General features: G+C 58.4%; 18 protein-coding genes. 5 read left to right on the forward strand and 13 right to left on the reverse strand.

Translation table 11 applies throughout. The annotated features are described in order from the left end of the window. Positions 1-2: 2 nt before the first annotated feature. From ileS to ACUZ9Q_RS02525, 13 genes are all read right to left on the reverse strand, one after another. A complete protein-coding gene (gene ileS / locus ACUZ9Q_RS02465) occupies positions 3-2819 on the reverse strand; it encodes an isoleucine--tRNA ligase (protein WP_308583654.1) in 2817 nt (938 codons plus the stop codon). A 355-nt stretch (positions 2820-3174) separates the two neighbouring features. Further along, positions 3175-3426: a HypC/HybG/HupF family hydrogenase formation chaperone gene (locus ACUZ9Q_RS02470; protein WP_022657919.1), complete on the reverse strand. Its 252-nt coding sequence runs from the start codon at positions 3424-3426 to the stop codon at positions 3175-3177. Positions 3427-3679: 253 nt separating this feature from the next. Continuing rightward, positions 3680-4744: a lipid II:glycine glycyltransferase FemX gene (locus ACUZ9Q_RS02475; RefSeq protein WP_449247258.1), complete on the reverse strand. Its 1065-nt coding sequence runs from the start codon at positions 4742-4744 to the stop codon at positions 3680-3682. 74 nt (positions 4745-4818) lie between these two features. Next, complete coding sequence (gene rnk / locus ACUZ9Q_RS02480; protein ID WP_215647245.1) at positions 4819-5232, reverse strand: nucleoside diphosphate kinase regulator; 414 nt, start codon at positions 5230-5232, stop codon at positions 4819-4821. A gap of 456 nt (positions 5233-5688) precedes the next feature. Beyond that, the gene (gene hmcD / locus ACUZ9Q_RS02485; protein WP_192112398.1) at positions 5689-5838 is read right to left on the reverse strand and encodes a sulfate respiration complex protein HmcD; all 150 of its coding nucleotides are present in this window, start codon (positions 5836-5838) and stop codon (positions 5689-5691) included. A 23-nt stretch (positions 5839-5861) separates the two neighbouring features. Continuing rightward, complete coding sequence (gene hmcC, locus ACUZ9Q_RS02490) at positions 5862-7076, reverse strand: sulfate respiration complex protein HmcC (protein ID WP_215647246.1); 1215 nt, start codon at positions 7074-7076, stop codon at positions 5862-5864. Then, the gene (hmcB, locus tag ACUZ9Q_RS02495) at positions 7077-8189 is read right to left on the reverse strand and encodes a sulfate respiration complex iron-sulfur protein HmcB (protein ID WP_215647247.1); all 1113 of its coding nucleotides are present in this window, start codon (positions 8187-8189) and stop codon (positions 7077-7079) included. 26 nt (positions 8190-8215) lie between these two features. Then, positions 8216-9187: a nine-heme cytochrome c gene (locus ACUZ9Q_RS02500; RefSeq protein ID WP_209818767.1), complete on the reverse strand. Its 972-nt coding sequence runs from the start codon at positions 9185-9187 to the stop codon at positions 8216-8218. Positions 9188-9486: 299 nt separating this feature from the next. After that, on the reverse strand, positions 9487-10176 hold the full coding sequence (locus ACUZ9Q_RS02505) for a B3/B4 domain-containing protein (RefSeq protein WP_192112402.1): 690 nt from the start codon (positions 10174-10176) through the stop codon (positions 9487-9489). A 46-nt stretch (positions 10177-10222) separates the two neighbouring features. Continuing rightward, the gene (gene miaA, locus ACUZ9Q_RS02510; RefSeq protein WP_449247259.1) at positions 10223-11176 is read right to left on the reverse strand and encodes a tRNA (adenosine(37)-N6)-dimethylallyltransferase MiaA; all 954 of its coding nucleotides are present in this window, start codon (positions 11174-11176) and stop codon (positions 10223-10225) included. 2 nt (positions 11177-11178) lie between these two features. After that, the gene (gene coaD, locus ACUZ9Q_RS02515; RefSeq protein WP_371740836.1) at positions 11179-11736 is read right to left on the reverse strand and encodes a pantetheine-phosphate adenylyltransferase; all 558 of its coding nucleotides are present in this window, start codon (positions 11734-11736) and stop codon (positions 11179-11181) included. Further along, positions 11715-12266 carry a 16S rRNA (guanine(966)-N(2))-methyltransferase RsmD gene (gene rsmD, locus ACUZ9Q_RS02520; protein ID WP_449247260.1) on the reverse strand — a complete coding sequence of 184 codons (552 nt, stop codon included), beginning with the start codon at positions 12264-12266 and terminating at the stop codon, positions 11715-11717. Before rsmD ends, coaD begins: the two co-directional genes overlap by 22 nt. Positions 12267-12272: 6 nt before the next feature. Continuing rightward, positions 12273-13883 (reverse strand): MBL fold metallo-hydrolase RNA specificity domain-containing protein, encoded by a 1611-nt coding sequence (locus tag ACUZ9Q_RS02525; protein WP_192112406.1) that lies wholly within the window; start codon positions 13881-13883, stop codon positions 12273-12275. A gap of 252 nt (positions 13884-14135) precedes the next feature. Between ACUZ9Q_RS02525 and ACUZ9Q_RS02530 the strand changes: the two genes are divergently transcribed. The 5 genes from ACUZ9Q_RS02530 to ACUZ9Q_RS02550 all read left to right on the forward strand — a co-directional run bounded on the left by ACUZ9Q_RS02530 (position 14136) and on the right by ACUZ9Q_RS02550 (position 17651). Further along, positions 14136-14801 (forward strand): LOG family protein, encoded by a 666-nt coding sequence (locus ACUZ9Q_RS02530; protein ID WP_192112407.1) that lies wholly within the window; start codon positions 14136-14138, stop codon positions 14799-14801. A 7-nt stretch (positions 14802-14808) separates the two neighbouring features. Continuing rightward, positions 14809-15330, forward strand: coding sequence for a tRNA adenosine(34) deaminase TadA (gene tadA / locus ACUZ9Q_RS02535; protein ID WP_428993647.1), 522 nt, complete (start codon positions 14809-14811; stop codon positions 15328-15330). Positions 15331-15403: 73 nt separating this feature from the next. After that, positions 15404-16948, forward strand: coding sequence for a fused MFS/spermidine synthase (locus tag ACUZ9Q_RS02540; RefSeq protein WP_449247261.1), 1545 nt, complete (start codon positions 15404-15406; stop codon positions 16946-16948). Between the two features lie 73 nt (positions 16949-17021). Then, a complete protein-coding gene (locus ACUZ9Q_RS02545) occupies positions 17022-17252 on the forward strand; it encodes a hypothetical protein (RefSeq protein WP_192112409.1) in 231 nt (76 codons plus the stop codon). Positions 17253-17369: 117 nt separating this feature from the next. Continuing rightward, positions 17370-17651 (forward strand): hypothetical protein, encoded by a 282-nt coding sequence (locus ACUZ9Q_RS02550; RefSeq protein WP_449247262.1) that lies wholly within the window; start codon positions 17370-17372, stop codon positions 17649-17651. Positions 17652-18471 lie beyond the last annotated feature (820 nt).

Consider the following 18471-nt stretch of genomic DNA (forward strand, 5'->3'; position numbering starts at 1 on the left):
TGTTACGCTTCCATGGCCTTGATAACGGCGGTGCAGCGGGGGCAGAGCGTGGGATGGCCTGCGTCGGTGCCAAGTTCCGTGCTGTAAATCCAGCAGCGTTCGCATTTTTCGCCGTGAGCCTTTTCCACGCCGATGGCAAGCCCGGCGATTTCTTCATCGCAGTACGCGCCTTGTGGTGCGCTTTCAAGGGGCTGCATGGCTATTTGCGAAACAATGCAGAATGCGCGCAGGTCAGTGTTCAGGCCTTCAAGGCGCTGGCGCAGTTCGTCTGCCACAAAGAGGGTCACGCGGGTGTCGAGCGAATGGCCGATAACGCCATCGCGCCGCATGGGTTCAATAGCCTTGGTCACGGCCCCGCGCACGGCGGCGAGCATGTTCCAGTCGTCGCGCGTGCCTTCGTCAAGCAGAAGGGGGGCAGATTCAATGGGCTGAAGGGCAAATACCGTGGGTTCCGCGCCGCGCAGGCCTTCGGGCAGATGCGCAAAGATTTCTTCTGCGGTGAAGGAGAGCACCGGGGCCATGTCGCGCAGCAACAGGCCAAGGATATGCCACAGGGCGGTCTGTGCCGAGCGGCGTTCCGCGCTGGCGGGGCCGGAGGCGTAGAGGCGGTCTTTCAGCACGTCCAGATACATGGATGAAAGGTCGGTCACGCAGTAGTTGTGCAGGGTGTGATAGACCTTGTGGAAGTCAAAATCCATGTAGGCCTGCTGCACTCGGTCGTGCACCCGGGCCGCGGCGTCAATGGCAAAGCGGTCAAGCGGCATCAACTCGTTCAGGGGCAGCAGATCATCCTTGCCGAGGCCTTCAAGGTTGCCAAGGATGAAGCGGCAGGTGTTGCGGATGCGGCGGTAGGCATCCACAAGGCGGCCAAGAATTTCGTCGGAAATGCGGATGTCTTCGCGGTATTCCACGGAAGAAACCCACAGGCGCACGATTTCAGCGCCGAATTTTTCAATGAGTTCTTGCGGCGCGATGACGTTGCCAATGGACTTGGACATCTTGCGGCCTTCGCCGTCCACCACATAGCCGTGCGTGAGCACAGCCTTGTAGGGCGCGCGCTGGCGCGTGCCTTCGCTGACCAGCAGTGAGCTGTGGAACCAGCCGCGGTGCTGATCCGAACCTTCAAGGTACAGATCGGCGGGGTAGGCAAGCTCGGGGCGCTGCTCGAGCACGGCGGCAAAGCTGGTGCCGGAGTCGAACCACACGTCAAGGATGTCGGTTTCGCGTTTCCAGTGGTTGCCGCCGCAGTGCGGGCAGGCAAGGCCTTCCGGCACGATTTCCGAAAGTTCGGCCTCGTACCAGTAGTCGCAGCCGGTGGGGTGCTTGGCAAAGCGGTCGCAGAGGTCGCGCATCCAGTTTGGGTCGTTCCAGGCTTCTCCGCAGTCTTCGCAGAGCAGGGCCATGATGGGCACACCCCACTGGCGCTGGCGCGAGATGCACCAGTCAGGCCGGAATTCGATCATGTTGTGGATGCGTTCGCGGCCCCAGGCGGGGATCCAGCGCACCTGCTCGTCAATGGCCTTGAGCGCGCGGCCGCGAAGGTCGTTCTTTTCCATGCTGATGAACCACTGGGTGGTAGCGCGGAAAATAACCGGCTGCTTGCAGCGCCAGCAGTGCGGATAGGAGTGCTTGATCTTGGCCTGACGCAGTAATGCGCCGACTTCTTCAAGCTTTTCAATGACCTTGGGGTTGGCTTCAAAAACATTCAACCCGGCAAAAAATTGCACCGTGGGCAAAAAGCGCCCGGCATCATCCATGGGTGAATAGATTTCGAGGCCGTATTTGAGGCCAACTTCGTAGTCTTCGCGGCCATGACCGGGGGCGGTGTGTACGCAGCCCGTGCCAGCTTCAAGGGTGACGTGCTGGCCCAGGATGATGGGCGACACGCGGTCGTAAAAGGGGTGGCGGGCCTTGAGGCCTTCAAGCTGTTCGCCGGTGGCGCGGCCAAGAATTTTGGGTTCGCTCCAGCCGAACTGCTCCGCGCAGGAGGCGAGCAGTTCCTCGGCCAGCACGTACTGCGCTCCGTCCACTTCCACCAGCACATAGGTGAATTCGGGGTGCAGGCACACGGCCATGTTGTCCGGCAGCGTCCAGGGGGTGGTGGTCCAGATGACCACAAAGGCATGGGCGGGATCCGCAGCGGAGAAAACCTTTTTCAGGCCATCGTCCTGCAAGGGAAAGCGCACAAAGATGGAAGGGGACGTGTGGTCGTAGTACTCCACCTCTGCCTCTGCAAGGGCCGTGTGGCAGGAGCAGCACCAATAGATGGGCTTTTTGGAGCGCATGACTCCGCCCGTTTCCACAAAGTTGGCAAGCTCGCGAGCGGTGGCGGCCTCATAGGTGGGGCGCATGCTCATGTAGGGATCTTCCCAGTTGCCGAGCACGCCGAGACGACGAAATTCCTTGCGCTGCACGTCAATCCACTTGGAAGCGTAGTCTCGGCAGAGCTTGCGCACCACATGGGCGGGCAGGGTCTTTTTCTTTTCTTTCAGCTCCTGCTCAACCTTGTGTTCAATGGGCAGACCGTGACAGTCCCAACCCGGCACATAGCGCGAGGCAAAACCAGCCATGTTGCGCGATTTAACAATAATGTCCTTGAGAATCTTGTTCAGGGCCGTACCCATGTGAATGTGGCCGTTGGCATAGGGAGGGCCATCGTGCAGCACGTAGGTTCCCTTGCTGCCGGAAGCTTCAACCATTGCTTCGTAGCTGTTAATGGCATCCCATTTTTTCAGGGTTTCCGGCTCACGCTGGGCCAGGTTGGCTTTCATGGGAAAGGCGGTCTGAGGCAGGTTCAATGTTTTCTTATAATCGCTCATGCTGGCTCCCGGCACAGTTCAACTCAAGGACTTGGCAATATGGTACTGTGAAAAAATCGCTCTACTGTGGGCAAAGAGCGGGGCAAAGTCAAGAAGAGCAGGACACTGCGTGCCTGCTGGCGTGCCTGCATGTACGCAGGCTGAGCATGAAAATGTTTGGCAGACCGCACTGATGGTGTGCATCTGCATGGCAACCCGCCTCACATAAAGCGCCTTCTCATGGACAAAAAGGCTGGCCCTTAATCTTGGAGCACCAACAAAAAGGGCGTTTCAGACGCGTTGCGCGCAGGAGTGAAACGCCCGGGATTTTCAACGTGTTCCGCCGCAATTACCGCACAATCATGCGGAACGGGCCTCAGAAGTTTGCCGGAGCGCCATCCATTGCCTGGGCCAGCTCACGCAGGGCCGAGAGGCTGTCTTCAGCTTCTTGCGGCGTCATGGTGTGCAGGGCAAAACCGGCGTGTACAATCACATAATCGCCGACCTTGGGTTCCTCGGGCAGCAGCATGATGGAGGCGGTGAGAAAGGTGGAGCTTTCGCCCACGCGCACGCGGGCCATGCCCTCTCCCTGAAGTTCTTCAATTCTGGCTGGTATGGCAAGACACATATTTGGTACCTCTTGGAAGGCAGATAATCACTGAATGCCCGGCTGCAAGGCCGCGACTGTTCCGCAGATTTTCAGCTTATCAGCGCGGCAAGCTTCACGCAAGGTACCTTGACCAGGTGGCGGCATGGGACGCAACGGACAGAACAATTCGGAGCTGTTCAGCATCTATTGCTATTGCCCGTTGCGCTGCCCCTGCCAATGCCGTCAGTGTATGGCGTGGGCCTTATGACCGTGATGCACGGCACCGTTCCCTTCATGCTCCAAGTTCTCTGTACATGACCTCGGCATTCTGTATGGCGCGGTATGCCCCCTGATTCAGGGGATAGTCCCACGAGCCGCTCCGCAGTTCAATGCGGCCGCCAAAGCCGACCTTGAAGCGGTGCAAACCGTTGAAGGGGTGCGTGGCGTCAGGCGTGGGCGAAACAGCGCCCATTTCGTAACTGCGGCAGCCCAGTTGCCGCGCAATGCGCATACTTGTCCAGTGCATGAGGCTGGATGCCATATAGTTGCGCTTGATATTGCCCGATGCCCCGTACAGAAAGTTGGCGTGTTGCCCTGAAATGCCGATTATAGCGCCGGAAAGGATATCGCCCCCATGCCGGGCCAGCAAAAATACAATATCTGCTTCATCCTTTGCGCCGAAATTGCAGCGGAACATGGCCGAGAACTGCTTGCTGCTGCAAGGGGCAAAGCCGTTTCTTCTGGCCGTCTGTTCGTACAGGTCATAAAAATCAGCAAGGTTGCTGCTGTCCGCTTTTTCCACAGTCACGCCCTTGCGTCGGGCCAGACCGATATTGTAGCGGGTTTTGGGTTTCATTCTGCCAAGGATGTCGTCTTCGCTGCCGCCAAGATCCACCACCAGCGAGCTTGCCACGGTCATATCTGCGGAGGCTTTCTTGAAGTTCCAGAATCTGGTGCCCATGTTCATGCGCATTTCGCGTATGCGCGCTTCGGGAAAGGCGCACCAGCCCTGCTCCTGCATTTCGTCCGCGTACAGGGACTTCCACGGCAGGTCGTAACGGATAAAGGCCACATCCGGCTCAAGCCGGTCTGCCAGGGCAACGGAAAGGTCTTCCAGATACTGCCCGTATGAATCCTCTGAAGGCGCATACTCTGGCCCCTGCGGCACAAGAGCCATCTTGTGCCCGCAATGGTCTTTTATCAGCACCAGCACGTCGCCCCAGGTTTCTGTAGAGTGAATGTCAAAAGCCAGGGGGGCCATGCCCATATGCGATTTGACCTGAGCCCAGTAGGGAGTCTGAAACAGTATGTCTGTCGGATTCAGTTCGTTAGTCGCCTTGGCGATCACGTCCACCATGATACCTCCTCGCATAGGTGGGGAATAAGGTTCTTCCGTTCCCGATGAGATCGGCAGCGGATGTTGGAATGAGCTTACAGGTCGTAGTGCCCGGCACGTTCCGGCTGGTCTTCCACTTCATGCACCACAAGGTGCAGGGTTCCGCCGTTGGGGTTGGGCCAGTGGATGTCATCGCCCTCGGCAAGCCCCAGCAGCGCGCTGCCCACAGGCGCCAGAATGGAAATGGAATCCTCGCTGGCGTCTGATTTGCCGGGGTACACAAGCTTCAGGCGGCGCTCGGTGCCAGAGGGCAGCATGGCGAAACGCACGGTGGAGTTCATGGTCACCACGGAGGGCGGCACTTCTTCGGGGGCCACAACGTTTGCGCGGTAGAGTTCTTCTTCCAGCGCCTTGCGCCCGGGGAATCCGTCGGCGGACAGGGTTTCCAGCAGGGTTTCCAGTCTCGCGGCATCCTTGGTTGTGATTGTAATATTTGGATATTCTTGCATGTTTTCCTCCAGTGTGCTGCGCAAAGCAGCGCACGTTGCATAAAAAAAAGGGCGTAACCGGTACGCCCTCTTTTTTGTGAATCGTAGTTATGCGGGCGTTATCAGGTTGCAAAAAAGCTGCGAAGCTTTGTCACTTCGCAGGAAATGTTTTTTGCAAAAGAAACGCAGAAACGCATTGTATTGTCCTGATCAAAAAAAATGTATGGATGCAGAAAAAAGGACAGCTTTCCTTTATACGGAAAGCTTGCCGCAACAATTGCCAAATTTGTATCAGTTCACCTTAACAGGTGGGCTGCGTATGTGCAAGCACAAAAGCAAAACTTCGTTTTAGGTGTGAAATTATCAATTAATATAATGTGTATGATTTTTCTGGCCTGCGGCTAACACACCCCGCAGAGCAAAAAACAAGGGCGGAACCTTGCGGCTCCGCCCTTGTGATTCCGTACCCCGAGCAGGCTAGTGCTTGGAGTTGTTGTTACGTTCTTTCTTGTCGGGGAACAGGACGAAGTTCCAGTACAGCACGTAAACGGGCAGTACCACGAACATCATCACATAAGCCCAGCTCTTCGTGAAGAGAAAATACTGATAGAAAGTATTGAATTCCATGGGATTCTCCTCCTACGCGCGGCTTAGTGCTCGCCCTTGAAGTCTGGGTGTTCGTACAGCACCGGCATGTTGTAAACGATAAAGCGGTAGACCGTGACGATCATGGTCACCACAAACATGGAGATGCAGATTTCCCAGATGCTGGGGAAGTAGCGTTCCGCCGACGGCAAGTTGTAGTTGAAGGCGATCATGGAAACGTTGAAGCGGTTCAGCACGATGCCCAGCACCGTGTTGGTCGCGCCAATGCGGCACAGGGTCAGATTGCGGTCACGCGCGCCCTTGGCGTAGATCAGGGCGGGCATCAGCACAAAGCCCAGCATTTCCACCAGCCACCAGACCCCGTAACCCGTGAAGAGGTAGGGGAAGTTGGCCTGCACAAGCATGTCGATAAGCTTGAGCATGAAGTAGGCGAAGAGAATGAACGAAGCCGCGCGGGCAAAGCTGAAGGTCACGTCGTCAGCTTCGCGCAGGTGGGTTTTGTCCATGTAGTGGTGCACGCCACGGTGGGCCAGCATGCCTTCAAAGATAACCATGGACGCGCCAGCGGCCATGGAACTCACAAAGAAGAACATGGGCATGAAGGGCGAGTACCACAGGGGGAAGACCTTGCCGGGGGAGATCAGGTAGAGCGAACCCAGCGAGGACTGGTGCAGGGTGGACAGGGTCACGCCGAAGATGGTCAGCGGAATGGTGCACTTGACCACGATCTTGCGAACCTTGATGAGCCAGGGGTAGCGGCAGGACATCCATTCCAGCGGGGCCACCGAGAATTCGATGAGCAGCACGGAAACGTAGGTTGCCACGCACAGGCCCACTTCAAACAGAACGGAGGTGGTGCCGGGGAAGAAGAACATGAAGGGCAGACGCAGCGGATGGCCCAGATCGTACAGCAGGGCGATAACCACGAAGGCGTAGCCCAAAAAGGCTGTGGTGATGGCCGGACGCACCGCCGAGTGGAAGTGCTTCATGCCCATGATGTAGCAGGCGACAGTGGTAAAGTAGCCGCCCGCTGCAAGGCACACGCCGCACAGAAGGTCAAAGCCGATCCACATGCCCCAGGGCTGCACATCGCTGAGGTTGGTGACGGAACCGATGCCCACGGTAAAGCGGATAACGGTGATGACAAGGCCCACCGCCAGAATGATGGCGGAAATGATGTTGCCGGGGGTGGGCGTCAGGAATTCGCTGATATTGAACAGCTTGTCCCTGGTGGGAATAACTATGCTGTGGTGTGCCATTTACTTATCCTCCCCGTGCTCCTTGCAGCACTCCGCTTCCCGAGCCTTCAAGGCATCGGTCATTGCGCGGCGGGCTGTGTCGGCAGCGCCCGGACCCTGGGTTTCCTCAATCTTGCGCACGGCTGCGTCAACGGCAGCGGCCAGATCGTCCTTGGTCTCCTTAACGTGTGCGTCCTTTTCCGCCTTGAAGAGAGCTTCGCGGCGTTTGGTCATGGCGTAAGCACCGCCAAACAGCACAGGCCAGAAGGCCACGATCATGGGCACGGTACCCAGCGCGCCGTAGGTCAACTCGCCCATGGGCTGTGTACCCAGGTGCTTGTCGAGCCCAAGCTGCTTGAGTTCGCTGGTGTCGGCGTGGGCATCATGGGCTTTGGCGTCCTTGGCGGCGGCAGGAGCAGCCACGGCAGGGGAAAGCACCATCCATGCGGTACCGCCGGCATCGTGTTCGCCGTAAACGTAGTTTACGTACTTGCCGGGATTTTCAGTGATGCGCGAGCGGGCAATCCTGATCAGGTCGCTGCGGCGGCCAAAGGTCAGGGCGTCCATGGGGCAGGCTTCCACGCAACCGGGCAGCTTGCCTTCCTTGAGGCGGGGTTCGCAGAAGGTGCACTTCTGCACCAAGGGATCGAACGCCTCATCGTACTGGAAGCCCGGCACATAGAAGGGGCAGGCAACCATGCAGTACCGGCAGCCCACGCACTGCGAACCTTCGTAGGTCACGCTGCCGTCAGGCTGCTTCTGGAAGCATTTGGCAAAACAGGCAGAGGCGCAGGCCGGGTCGTTGCAGTGGAAGCACTGCAACTTGCGGAACACGTCCTTGCCGTTGACGTTGTACTTGTTAACCACTGTCCACTCATAGGCCGAAGTGCGGCGCTTGGTGGCAGTCACCGAAAGGTCGGTGAAGGGTTTTTTGGGCTTGGGCAGGTGGTTCACCGCGTTGCAGGCTTCTTCGCAACGGCGGCAACCGATGCAGCGCGTGGTGTCATGCAGCACGCCGTAGCTGTCTGCATAGTAGGGGAAGGTGTGTACCCCGGCATTGGCCACCTTGGCAGTGCCCAATGCCGAAATCACGCCCGCGCTTCCCATGATGGCCAGGAATTTTCTGCGATTCATATGCGTTTCTCCGTGCAGTTGGCGCCCTACGGGCGGGCCTTATGACAAGTGGTGCAGTCGGTGTTCTTAGGACGACCCACGTTCATACCCTGGTGGCAACCCATGCACTGGAGGTGATAGGCAGCCTTGAGGTTGGGACGGTTGGGATTGGCGGGGTCGATTTCCTTGGTGTGACAACTGCCGCACTTGGGAGGCGTAGCCGAAAGCGGGCTTCTGTGGTGGCACGTGGCGCACAGAGTCTCGGGCTTGTTGTGGAAAGCTTCGGCCAGCTTGTCGCCCTTGATGCGTTCCATAAGGGAGGCCATATGGCGGCGGTGCGTGAAGTTGCTGGGCTCGTACTTGTCGGCCAGCGCATCAATGCTCACCTTGTAGGGACCCTGCATGGCGGTAAGGGGCTGCACGGGCTTGTGGTTCAGCACGGTTTCAGCGGCCAGGGCTTCGTTCTGGTCGGGGGGCAGCTTGCCCTTGATGCCCTGCTGCATCTGCTCCGGCGTCATGGAAGACGTAACATTGTGGCAGGTGGCGCACCATGCCTGGTCGCGCTTGGGCGTCACAATGGCGTGACAGCCCGCGCATTCGCGCCGTTCTTTGGTTTGCTGTTCATGACAGCTCACGCAGCTCACAGGGGTGTTGCCCTTGGCGCGTTTGGCGATATTGGTGGCATGCATGGCGCGGTCAAGCGTCACGAAATTGCCTTCCGCCTTGCCTTCCGTAGTGTGGCAGGTGCTACAGGCCACAGGATCGCCGGTGTGGTGGCATGTTTCGCAGTTGGCAATCTTTTTCTCATGAGCGAGATGATTGAAAACAGCGGGTTTCATGGCCGCGCCCTTGGGATTGGGCTTGGCGCTTACCGGAAACATGACAATGGCCGACGGCGCGCCGCTGTCTGTCGGCTCCAAAGCTGCGGCCGTGGCCGATCCAGCTCCGAGCGCCGTCAGACACGCCGCGCCCGCCAGGGCCAGAGCCGCCAGCAAAAGCAGTGATGTGCCGTTCCTCATGTGCTTGTCCTTTTGCAATCAGACATTACCCCAACGCCCGCCGCATACATTGCAGCGGGTTCCTCCGTACCCCCGATCCCTACGGGGGCGAACACGCAGATATTGAAACGGTATCCCAGCCTGCAAGACACGTCAAGGAGGGGCCGTTGTTGTAATTGCTTCTTATGCCTTGGGAACAGGGCGCTTGGGATATTTTTCGCTAAAAAGAGCGCTTTATTGATTGTTCACGCAACCTACGGAAAACACAGAATGTTTGCGAAAAACATGCGTATCGTGTGATTTTGGCCGAATAAGGGCGTTCAGCAGAGCACAGAAGAGGCGAATATCTGTGCGCCCGCAAACACTTCAAGATGTTTCTGCGCAATGTTCAGCGCATCAGAGACATACCCGGTGCCGGAAAAGCCGTAAATAACCGTGAGCAGCCGCCGGGGCGAAGACGTGTCCGGCCCGTCCTCGGCAATCATGGCCCGGCGGGAATCACTGCAAGGGCAGCCGAACGCGCCCTGATCATCCGCCAGAAGGGGCATGCGGCAGAGGTCGAGCTCGTCCTTGCCAATGCCCGCATAGGCTTCGCCTTTTCGCCCCGCGCGCAGCACAATGTTGCCGCTCAGGCGGGCAAGATCGTAGGTGCCAAGCGAAAAGCCCGTTTCAAGCGAAACCAGGTTGTTGGCATCCACTGCGGAGTTTATGCGGTACAGATCCTTGCCCTGCCGCACGCGGCGGTAGAGCGCCTCGGAGGAAATGCGTACCCGGCCCGGATCGCGCCCAAAAGCCTTGAATGCCTGACGCGAGGGGCCTATCTGCGGCATGTCGGCAAGTTCCGTGTTTTCAAGGCGCTGCCGCAAACCGGGCAGTACATTCTGGTTGAAGAACTGCCACAGCCTGGGATCCTCGGCCTGAACCGGGGCGGACCAGAAAACACAGCCAAGGGCCGTATCCGGCCAGATTGAGCGGAGTTCCGGATCAATGGAAATGGCGGGCATGAGCATAGCGGCGGGTACTCCCTTGTAATGGTCTGAAACAGCAAAACATCACTTAAGAATTGTAGCTGCTGCGCGCCTTCTGCCAAAAGCGGCAGGCGGCCTCCACAACTGCGGCGGGATCATCCGGCGGCAGCCATTGGGCCTCGGGACGGGCGCGAAACCACGTAAGTTGCCGCTTGGCGTAGGCCCGCGTGTTGCGCAGCCAGAGGGAACGGCAGTCTTCAAGAGAAAGACGCCCCTGCAGGTGCGCCAGCGCTTCGGCGCAGCCGATGCCCGACCAGCCCGGCGCTGCGGGATCGGCGCAATGGCGCATGGCCGCGCGGGCCTCGTCAAGCGCGCCGCCCGCAAGCATGAGGTCAAGCCGGCGGGCCAGCCGTGGCTCAAGCCACGCCAGGGGCGCGTCCAGCGTCAGCAGGGGGCCGACGCAGAGCGGCGTACTCATGGAATTGCTGTGCCACCACGTAAAGGATCGTCCTGTGCTTTGACAGACTTCCAGCGCGCGGATGATGCGCTGCCTGTCATTGGGGTGGATTTTGGCGGCATAGGCGGAGTCGATTTGCGCCAGTTCTGCATGCAGGGCGGGCGCGCCTTGCTCATCCACACGGGCGGTGATTGCTGTGGTGAGTTGCGGGTCAACGGGCGGAATTTCCGCCATGCCCCGCAGTAAAGCCTGAAAGTACAGCCCGGTGCCGCCCACCAGCAGGGGCGTTTTGCCCCGTGCAAGGATGTCGCGCACCTTGTCCACGGCTGCTTCCGCCCAGCGGCCAGCGCTGATCTTGTTTTCCGTAGCCAAAAAACCGTACAGGTGGTGCGGACAGCAGGCGCGTTCTTCCGCCGAGGGCTGGGCCGTAATCAAGGGGAAATCGGCATAGACCTGACGCGAATCAGCGTTGACCACTTCGCCGTCAAGGGCAGCGGCCAGAGCGAGCGCCGCCGCCGTTTTGCCCGAGCCGGTGGGCCCGGCCAGGCAGATAACCGGCAGCGGCGCGGAAGTCGTTTCAATCATGATCACTTGACGCGGAAGCCGCCAAAAGGCGGAGCAAGGCAGGGCGTACCCTGGCGCACTTCGCCCTTGTGGTATTTATCCATCAGGGCCGCGCGTACGTTTTCAGGCACAAGACCCTTGATGTCCGCGCCGTGGCTGGCGGCAGCCTTGACGATGGTGGAGCTGATGAACAGCCACTGGTAGTCGGTCATCAAAAAGACCGTCTGGATGTGGCGTTGCAGGCGGCGGTTCATGAGCGCCAGCTGGAATTCGTACTCAAAGTCCGAGGCGGCGCGCAACCCGCGCAGCAGGGCGCAGGCCCCGCGCTGGGCCGCGTATTCCACGGTGAGGCCCGAGAAAGGCTCCACCACGGCGCGCGGTTCATCCTTGAGTGCCTCCCGGGCCATTTCCACCCTTTCTTCATGGCTGAACAGGGGGAATTTGGGCGTGTTGTCCGCCACGGCCACAACAATTTGGTCAAAGACTTCGCAGCCGCGCCGGATAAGGCTCAGGTGCCCGTTGGTCAGCGGATCGAAAGTGCCGGGGTAGAGTGCTATTCTCATGGCAGTGTCCAGATGCATATGCGTGTCTGACCGAAGAGGCGTTCGGCCTCAAGAGTCCATTCTGCGGGCAGGTTTACCCGTGCGTCTTTTTCAATTTCAGCCGTTACAAATGCCCCCGGTGCGAGCCAGCGGCGCGTGGCCAGCAGCCTGAGCGCCGGGTCGGCAAGATTTTTGCGGTAGGGCGGATCCATAAAAATAAGCGAATACGGTTCCGCCGGGGGAGTTTTGAGCACACGCAGCACATCGTCGCTCACAATGCGGGCCTCATCATCCACTCCAAGGGCGGCGACGTTGGCCTTGAGGCAGCGCACGGCCTGAGGGGCCATCTCTACCAGCAGGGCGTGCTCCGCCCCCCGGCTGATGGCCTCAAAGGCCAGGCTGCCGCTGCCCGCAAAGAGGTCGAGCACCCTTGCGCTGTACCAGTCCATACCGCGCGCGGCGAGCATGGAAAAAAGCGCCTCGCGCGTTTTGCCCATGGCGGGGCGGTAGCCCTCGCCTTCGACAGTCTTAAGGTTGCGTCCGCCAAGACGCCCCGAAATAATCCGCATGACGGCCTACATGCGCGAGAGCAGGCGGGTGAGGGCGTAATCCATCTTTTCCATGGCCTCCTGCAGCTCGGTTTGTTCCACCCACGGGCGGTCTTCAACATCGGCCATCTTGTCTTTGAACATGCCCCACTTGCGCTCCACTTCGTCCGTGAGGAACACCCAGTTGACGCGGGGATGGGCCTGGGTCTCGTGCTGCACGGTTTCGGTGAGCTGCGGCCCTTCAAGCACCATTTCTTCAAGATAGGTGGCAATAAGGGGGCGCTTGGCGAATTTTTGCTCAATAAGCTCGGCAAACACGTTCTGGGCTTTTGTTTCGCCGTGGGTCAGCACCACCTGCGCGCCGTTGCCGGTCAGCGGTTTGAGCCACTCAAGGAGCTGGCTTTGCCCTGCGTGGCCGGAAAAACCGTTGATGGTGAAAATACGGGCGGCAACTTCAACATCTTCGCCAAACAAAGTGATTTTTTTGGCTTTTTCCACCAGCTTGCGGCCCGGCGTGCCCACGCCCTGATAACCCACAAAAACAATGCTTGCGCCGGGTTTCCAGATATTGTGGCGCAGGTGGTGGCGCACACGGCCCGCGTTGCACATGCCGCTGGCCGAAATGACAATGGCAGGGCCCTTGTAGTCATTGATGGCCTGCGATTCGGCAGCAGAAAGCGTGTAGCGCAGGTTGGGCAGCGAGAAGGGATCATCGCCGCCGTTGAGCATTTTAAGCGCTTCATCGTCAAAAAGCTCACGGTTGCGCTCAAAAACTTCCGTGGCGCGGATGGCCAGTGGGCTGTCCACAAATACGGGCATATCCGCCGGCAGTTTGTTCTGCTTGGCGAGCATGTGCAGGCAATAGAGCACTTCCTGCGTGCGCTCCACGGCAAATGCCGGAATAATTACCTTCTCGCCCTTGCCGTAGCTGTAGGCAATGGCTTCGCCCAGTTCGTCCACGCTGAGGCTTTCGTCCTTGTGGTCACGGTCGCCGTAGGTGGATTCCATGAATACGTAGTCGGCCTTGGGCGGGGTTTCTGGGCTGCGCACAATGAGCGACTGCGGGCGGCCAATGTCGCCCGAAAATATGAGGCTGGTGGTTTTGCCGTCTTCATCGGCCTCAAGGCGCAAGGAGCCGGAACCAAGAATATGGCCAGCATCATAGTAGGTTACGCGAATGCCCGGAGCAGGTTCAAACACCTTGTGGTAATCAACAGTTTGAAAAAGGGTAACCGTTTTTTGGGCGTCCTCAACATTGTACAGGGCCGTGGGGGGATTTTTAAGCCCGCGCCGCTGGTATTTGCGCGCTTCCCACAGGGCTTCCATTTCCTGGATGTGGGCGCTGTCCTGCAACATGAGGTCCAGCAGTTCGCTGGTGGCCTTGGTGCAGAAAATGGGACCGGCAAAGCCCTCCTTGACCATCTTGGGCAGCAGGCCGGAGTGGTCAATGTGGGCGTGGGTAACAAGAATAAAGTCAATGGCGGTAGGCTGATAGAGTTCCGCTTCGCGGTTGCGGGCTTCAATGGCCTTGTTGCCCTGATGCATGCCGCAATCAATGCAAAAGCGCTTGCCAGCCGCCTCAACCATATAACATGAACCGGTCACGGTTTGCGCCGCACCCAGAAATTGTACTTTCATTTGTTCCTCCACTGAGGGTTGGCGGCTTGAGAGGCCGCAAGCCCCTTGCTGACCGCGATACAAGGCGGAAAAGACGCAAGGAGACTTTTTTCCATAGCCGCAAGCGCGCCCCAGCGTCAAGCAAGGGCCCAGTCGGCAATGTTCCCGCATTGCCTTTGGCCGAAGGCCCACATATACTGAAAGTTATGGGCCCGTACGGCGTCTTTTGCGTGCAGGCCTCCCCCCATACTTCAAGAGGAACAAGGAGCATTCATGCCTGAACTGCAACAGAACATGATTGACGATCTCACTTCCGTCACCACAGAATCCTGGCGCACCTTCCGCATCATGGCGGAAATGGTGGAGGCGCTTGATACGCTCAACGCGCTCAAGGTCAAATGCATATCCCTTTTTGGCACTGCGCGGTGCAAGCCGGATTCGCAGGAATATAAAGATGCTGAAAAAATTTCGCGCCTGCTCGTAGAAGCTGGATTTGGCATCATCAGCGGCGGCGGCCCCGGTATTATGGAAGCCGCCAACAAGGGCGCGTGCAAGGCAGGCGGAGTTTCCGTTGGCCTGCACATCCAGTTGCCGCATGAACAGGGTTGCAACCAGTATGTAAAAACACGCTGTAATTTCCGCTACTTTTTCATCCGCAAGTTCATGTTTGTCAAATATGCCATGGCCTACGTGGTTATGCCCGGCGGTATGGGGACCATTGATGAGCTTTCCGAGGCCTTTGTGCTGGCCCAGACCGGTCGCACACGGCCCTTTCCCATTATTCTGTACGATTCAAGCTACTGGAGCGGCCTGCTGGAATGGATGCGCAAGACCATGGCTGCGCGGGGCTTCATCAAAGAAGGTGAAATCAACAAACTCATTACGGTTTGCGACACGCCCGAAGAAGTGGTTGCCCAATTGTGCAGGGTAATTATTTAGTCGCCGTATGAATACGGATAGCTCTGACGCGCGGGCCTTTTCTCCTGCCGGGCCGTTAACTCCGCCCCCGCCGGGCCATACCTGGCAGGGGCTGATGCGGCTTGCTCTGGAAAAGGCCCGCGCCAGCGGCGCTGCGGGCGAGGTGCCCGTGGGCGCGCTGGTGGTGGCTCCGGATGGGCGCATTCTTGCCTGTTGCGGCAATGCGCCCATCGGCGCCAATGATCCCACCGCCCATGCCGAGGTGCTGGCGCTACGGGCCGCCGGGGCTGCGCTTGGCAACTACAGGCTCAACCAGTGCGTGCTGGTGGTGACGCTTGAACCCTGCGCCATGTGCGCCGCCGCCATAATCCATGCGCGCATTGCGGGGCTTGTGTACGGCGCAGCCGACCCCCTGGCCGGGGCGGTTGTTTCCCGCGCCGAATATTTTGACGCCCAGTGCGCCAATCACCGGGTATGGCACATGGGCGGCGTGCTTTCTGAGGAATGCGCCTCCTTGCTGCACGACTTTTTTGGCCAGCGGCGCGAGTAGGCTGGCATGTCGAAATAAAGCAGCGGCGGGGTCTGAATCCTGCATCCGCCGCACAACCTGCCACAGGAGCAGTATGCTCGAACTGACAGTTTTTATGAGCGGCGCGCTGGTCATGGTGCTTGAAATGGTCGGCGCGCGGGTATTGGCCCCGCATGTGGGAACATCTGCCGTAGTGTGGACAAGCCTTATAGGCGTGGTGCTGGCCTGCCTTGCCGTGGGTGCATGGGCAGGTGGGCGGCTGGCCGACAAAACCCTTTCCCGGCGCGGGCTGGCCCTGGCTCTGGCCGGGGCAGGCCTTGGCAGCGGGCTGACGGCTTTGTGCCATGAGGCCATCGGCCAATGGGTGACGGCTGCCGTGGGCAACCTGTATGCGGCGGCGGTTCTGGCGGCGGTGTGCATTTTTGCCCTGCCCGCCTTTTTTTTCGGCATGGTGACGCCTTATGCCATACGCCTGCGCATCGAGAGCGTGGATTCCTCAGGTGCAACCGTGGGCAGGCTTTACGCCCTTTCCACTGCTGGCAGTATTGTAGGAACCTTTCTGGGCGGCTTTATTCTCATATCCTTTTTGGGCAGCACGAGCATCTTGTGGGGTGTGGCTGCGGCCATGCTGGGGCTTTCGCTGTGCAACGGCGGGGGGCGGGTACGGTTGCGCGCCGTGCTGCTGGCTGTATGCGGGCTTATGGCTGTGGTGGCGGCAAGCTATGGCCGCTGGCAGGATGGCAGGGCCATGAGCCATCTCGTGGAAAGCCCCTATAACAGCATCCGCATTTTTGAAGGCGTAGACTGGGCGCAGAATGGCAGGCCCGTGCGCCTTATGGCTACTGACCCCGGTTACAGCCAGTCGGGCATGTATCTTGATGCCCCCAATGAACTGTATTTCCGGTACACCCAGTTTTACGCGCTGGGGCCGCATTTTACGCCCCATGCGAGCCGGGTGCTCATGCTTGGCGGCGGCGGATATTCTGTTCCCAAATGGTTGCTGGCCGATAATTCCCCTCTGGCAAAGCCCGAGACCGCGCGCGTGACAGTTGTGGAGCTTGACCCGGCCATGACGGAAACAGCCCGGCGCTGGTTTTCGCTGCGCGACGATCCCCGCCTGAGTGTGCGCCACGAGGATGCCAGGGCTTTTCTGAACCGTCAGCGCGATCAGTATGATCTGGTGTTTGTGGATGTTTTTAACTCGCACTACGCAGTGCCTTTCCAGATGGGAACGCGCGAGGCTGCCGCCGCTCTGCGGCGGGCGGTGGCTCCTGGCGGGGTTGTACTCATGAACGTTATTTCCGCGGTGGAAGGGCCGGATGGCCGCCTGTTTCAGGGGATTTTCAACGCGTTGCGGCAGTCTTTTGCCGAGGTGCAGGTGTATTGCGCTGGCGGCGAACCACCCGACAAACTGCAAAACCTTATGCTTGCCGCTTTTCCCGAGCAGCGGCCCGACAGCACCGCGGGCGCGCTGCCATCCCTAGCGGCGGCAGGCACAGAAAATGCTCCTTCAGGCGGTTTGCGCCTTGCCGACATGCTGGCAAGCAGGTACACGGGTGCAGACCCTTTTGCCACCCCGGCGCTTACGGATGATTTTGCCCCGGTGGAACGCTACACGCTGGTTTTGTTGCGTCAGTAGGCATACAGGCGGCAACGCTTGCAGAGGGCGGAGGAAAAAGCTATTCTGATGCCCTAACGTGAGGGAGGCGCATATGGACAATAGTGTTGTCAAACCCGTCAATCCCAATGACCTCGTGCTGGATATCGTTGGGAGAAAGTATGTAAGCGGCAGTTCTCTGACCACGGCGGAAGAACTGATGGCTCTTTCCGCTTCTGCTGGCGAGATGGCCAAAAATTATGGCCCCGGCCCCGCCGAAATGGTGTTGAAGAAGCCGGAACTGCCGGAAAACGTCAAAGGGATACTGGTCGAACACGCCGGGTAAGTTTTCTGTCAAAAGCGCTGTTGCCCGTCGGTGCCGGATGGCCGCAAGGCCCGGAAGGTAACGTTTGGCCTTTGCTTGCCGTTACTACGTTAATTATGCCTACTTTGGGGGCTTTTTTTGAACGAAACAATTGATGATCTCACAGTGCAGTTTGAGGAAAACGGTCAGGTGATCGTTAACGAACTGGACAAGGTTGTGCTGAGCAAGGGCGCGTGGACTACCATTCTTTTTCGCTACCAGCAGTGGCAGCCGGAAAAAGACTGTTTTGGCCCGGACATGTACGTTATCCGCCGCTACAAAAAGGCGGGGGGCGAATACCGCCAGCAGTCCAAATTCAACATTTTCAGCGCGGATCAGGCCCGCAAGATTGTTGACGCCCTGAGTTCCTGGATCAATTAGAAAAACCACGGCAGAGCGCTCAGTTACAGCTTTTACAAATACACTCCGCGTTAGACCGGGGAAAGCGCACGTCTGGGCGTGAACCTTTTACACCGCCGCTTGCAGTGTATTTATCCAGCTATGCCATCTGGCAAAGGCCGACTCTCTCCCGAGTGTCGGCTTTTTTTGTGGAGCAGGGCTGAGGTTGGCAGTACAAAAGCCTATTTGGGGGCTTTTGTACTGCCATGCGCAGGAAGCGCCCTGGTTTATCAGGGCGCTTCGCGCAGGAGGAGGGAAGGGGATACGCCCATGTGGCAGCATCGGCGTATACGCAGCTGTGGCTGCGGAGACAATGGTTGCGGCGTAGTTGCGGCCTTTCCGCTACCATTATGTATGTTGAAACATATCGGGGGGGGCGTTAGCTTTGCGTTAAGGATTATCGGCAGTCTGCTGTTGCAGAAGCATGTCGGTTGGCGGGCAGGCAATACACTGCAAAAACTCCCTGCCAAGCTTCGTTGAAAAAATCGGATTGCTGTATGGGCATAGCGGTACCGAATTTTAGCGGGTATTCCTTATCCAAAAAATATAGTATACCCGCATTTCGTGCCAAACAAAATTGAGAAAGCTGAAGTTTGGCAAAAAACACTGTGAGCAGGTAGGGAAATGCGGTGCCGCCAGCGGGCAGGCCCAGTTTTTTGCTTGAAAAAAATAATATCTATTGACATTGAAAATGCCCCAAACTATGTTCGGGCAATCACTGATTGGGTATAGTAAATTTTTTTGCAGAGGCTTTACATGGGTAAGGCTCCAAGCGGAAAGTCTACCTCCCGTAATCTCTGGA

It is taken from the genome of Desulfovibrio desulfopostgatei, assembly GCF_053570645.1.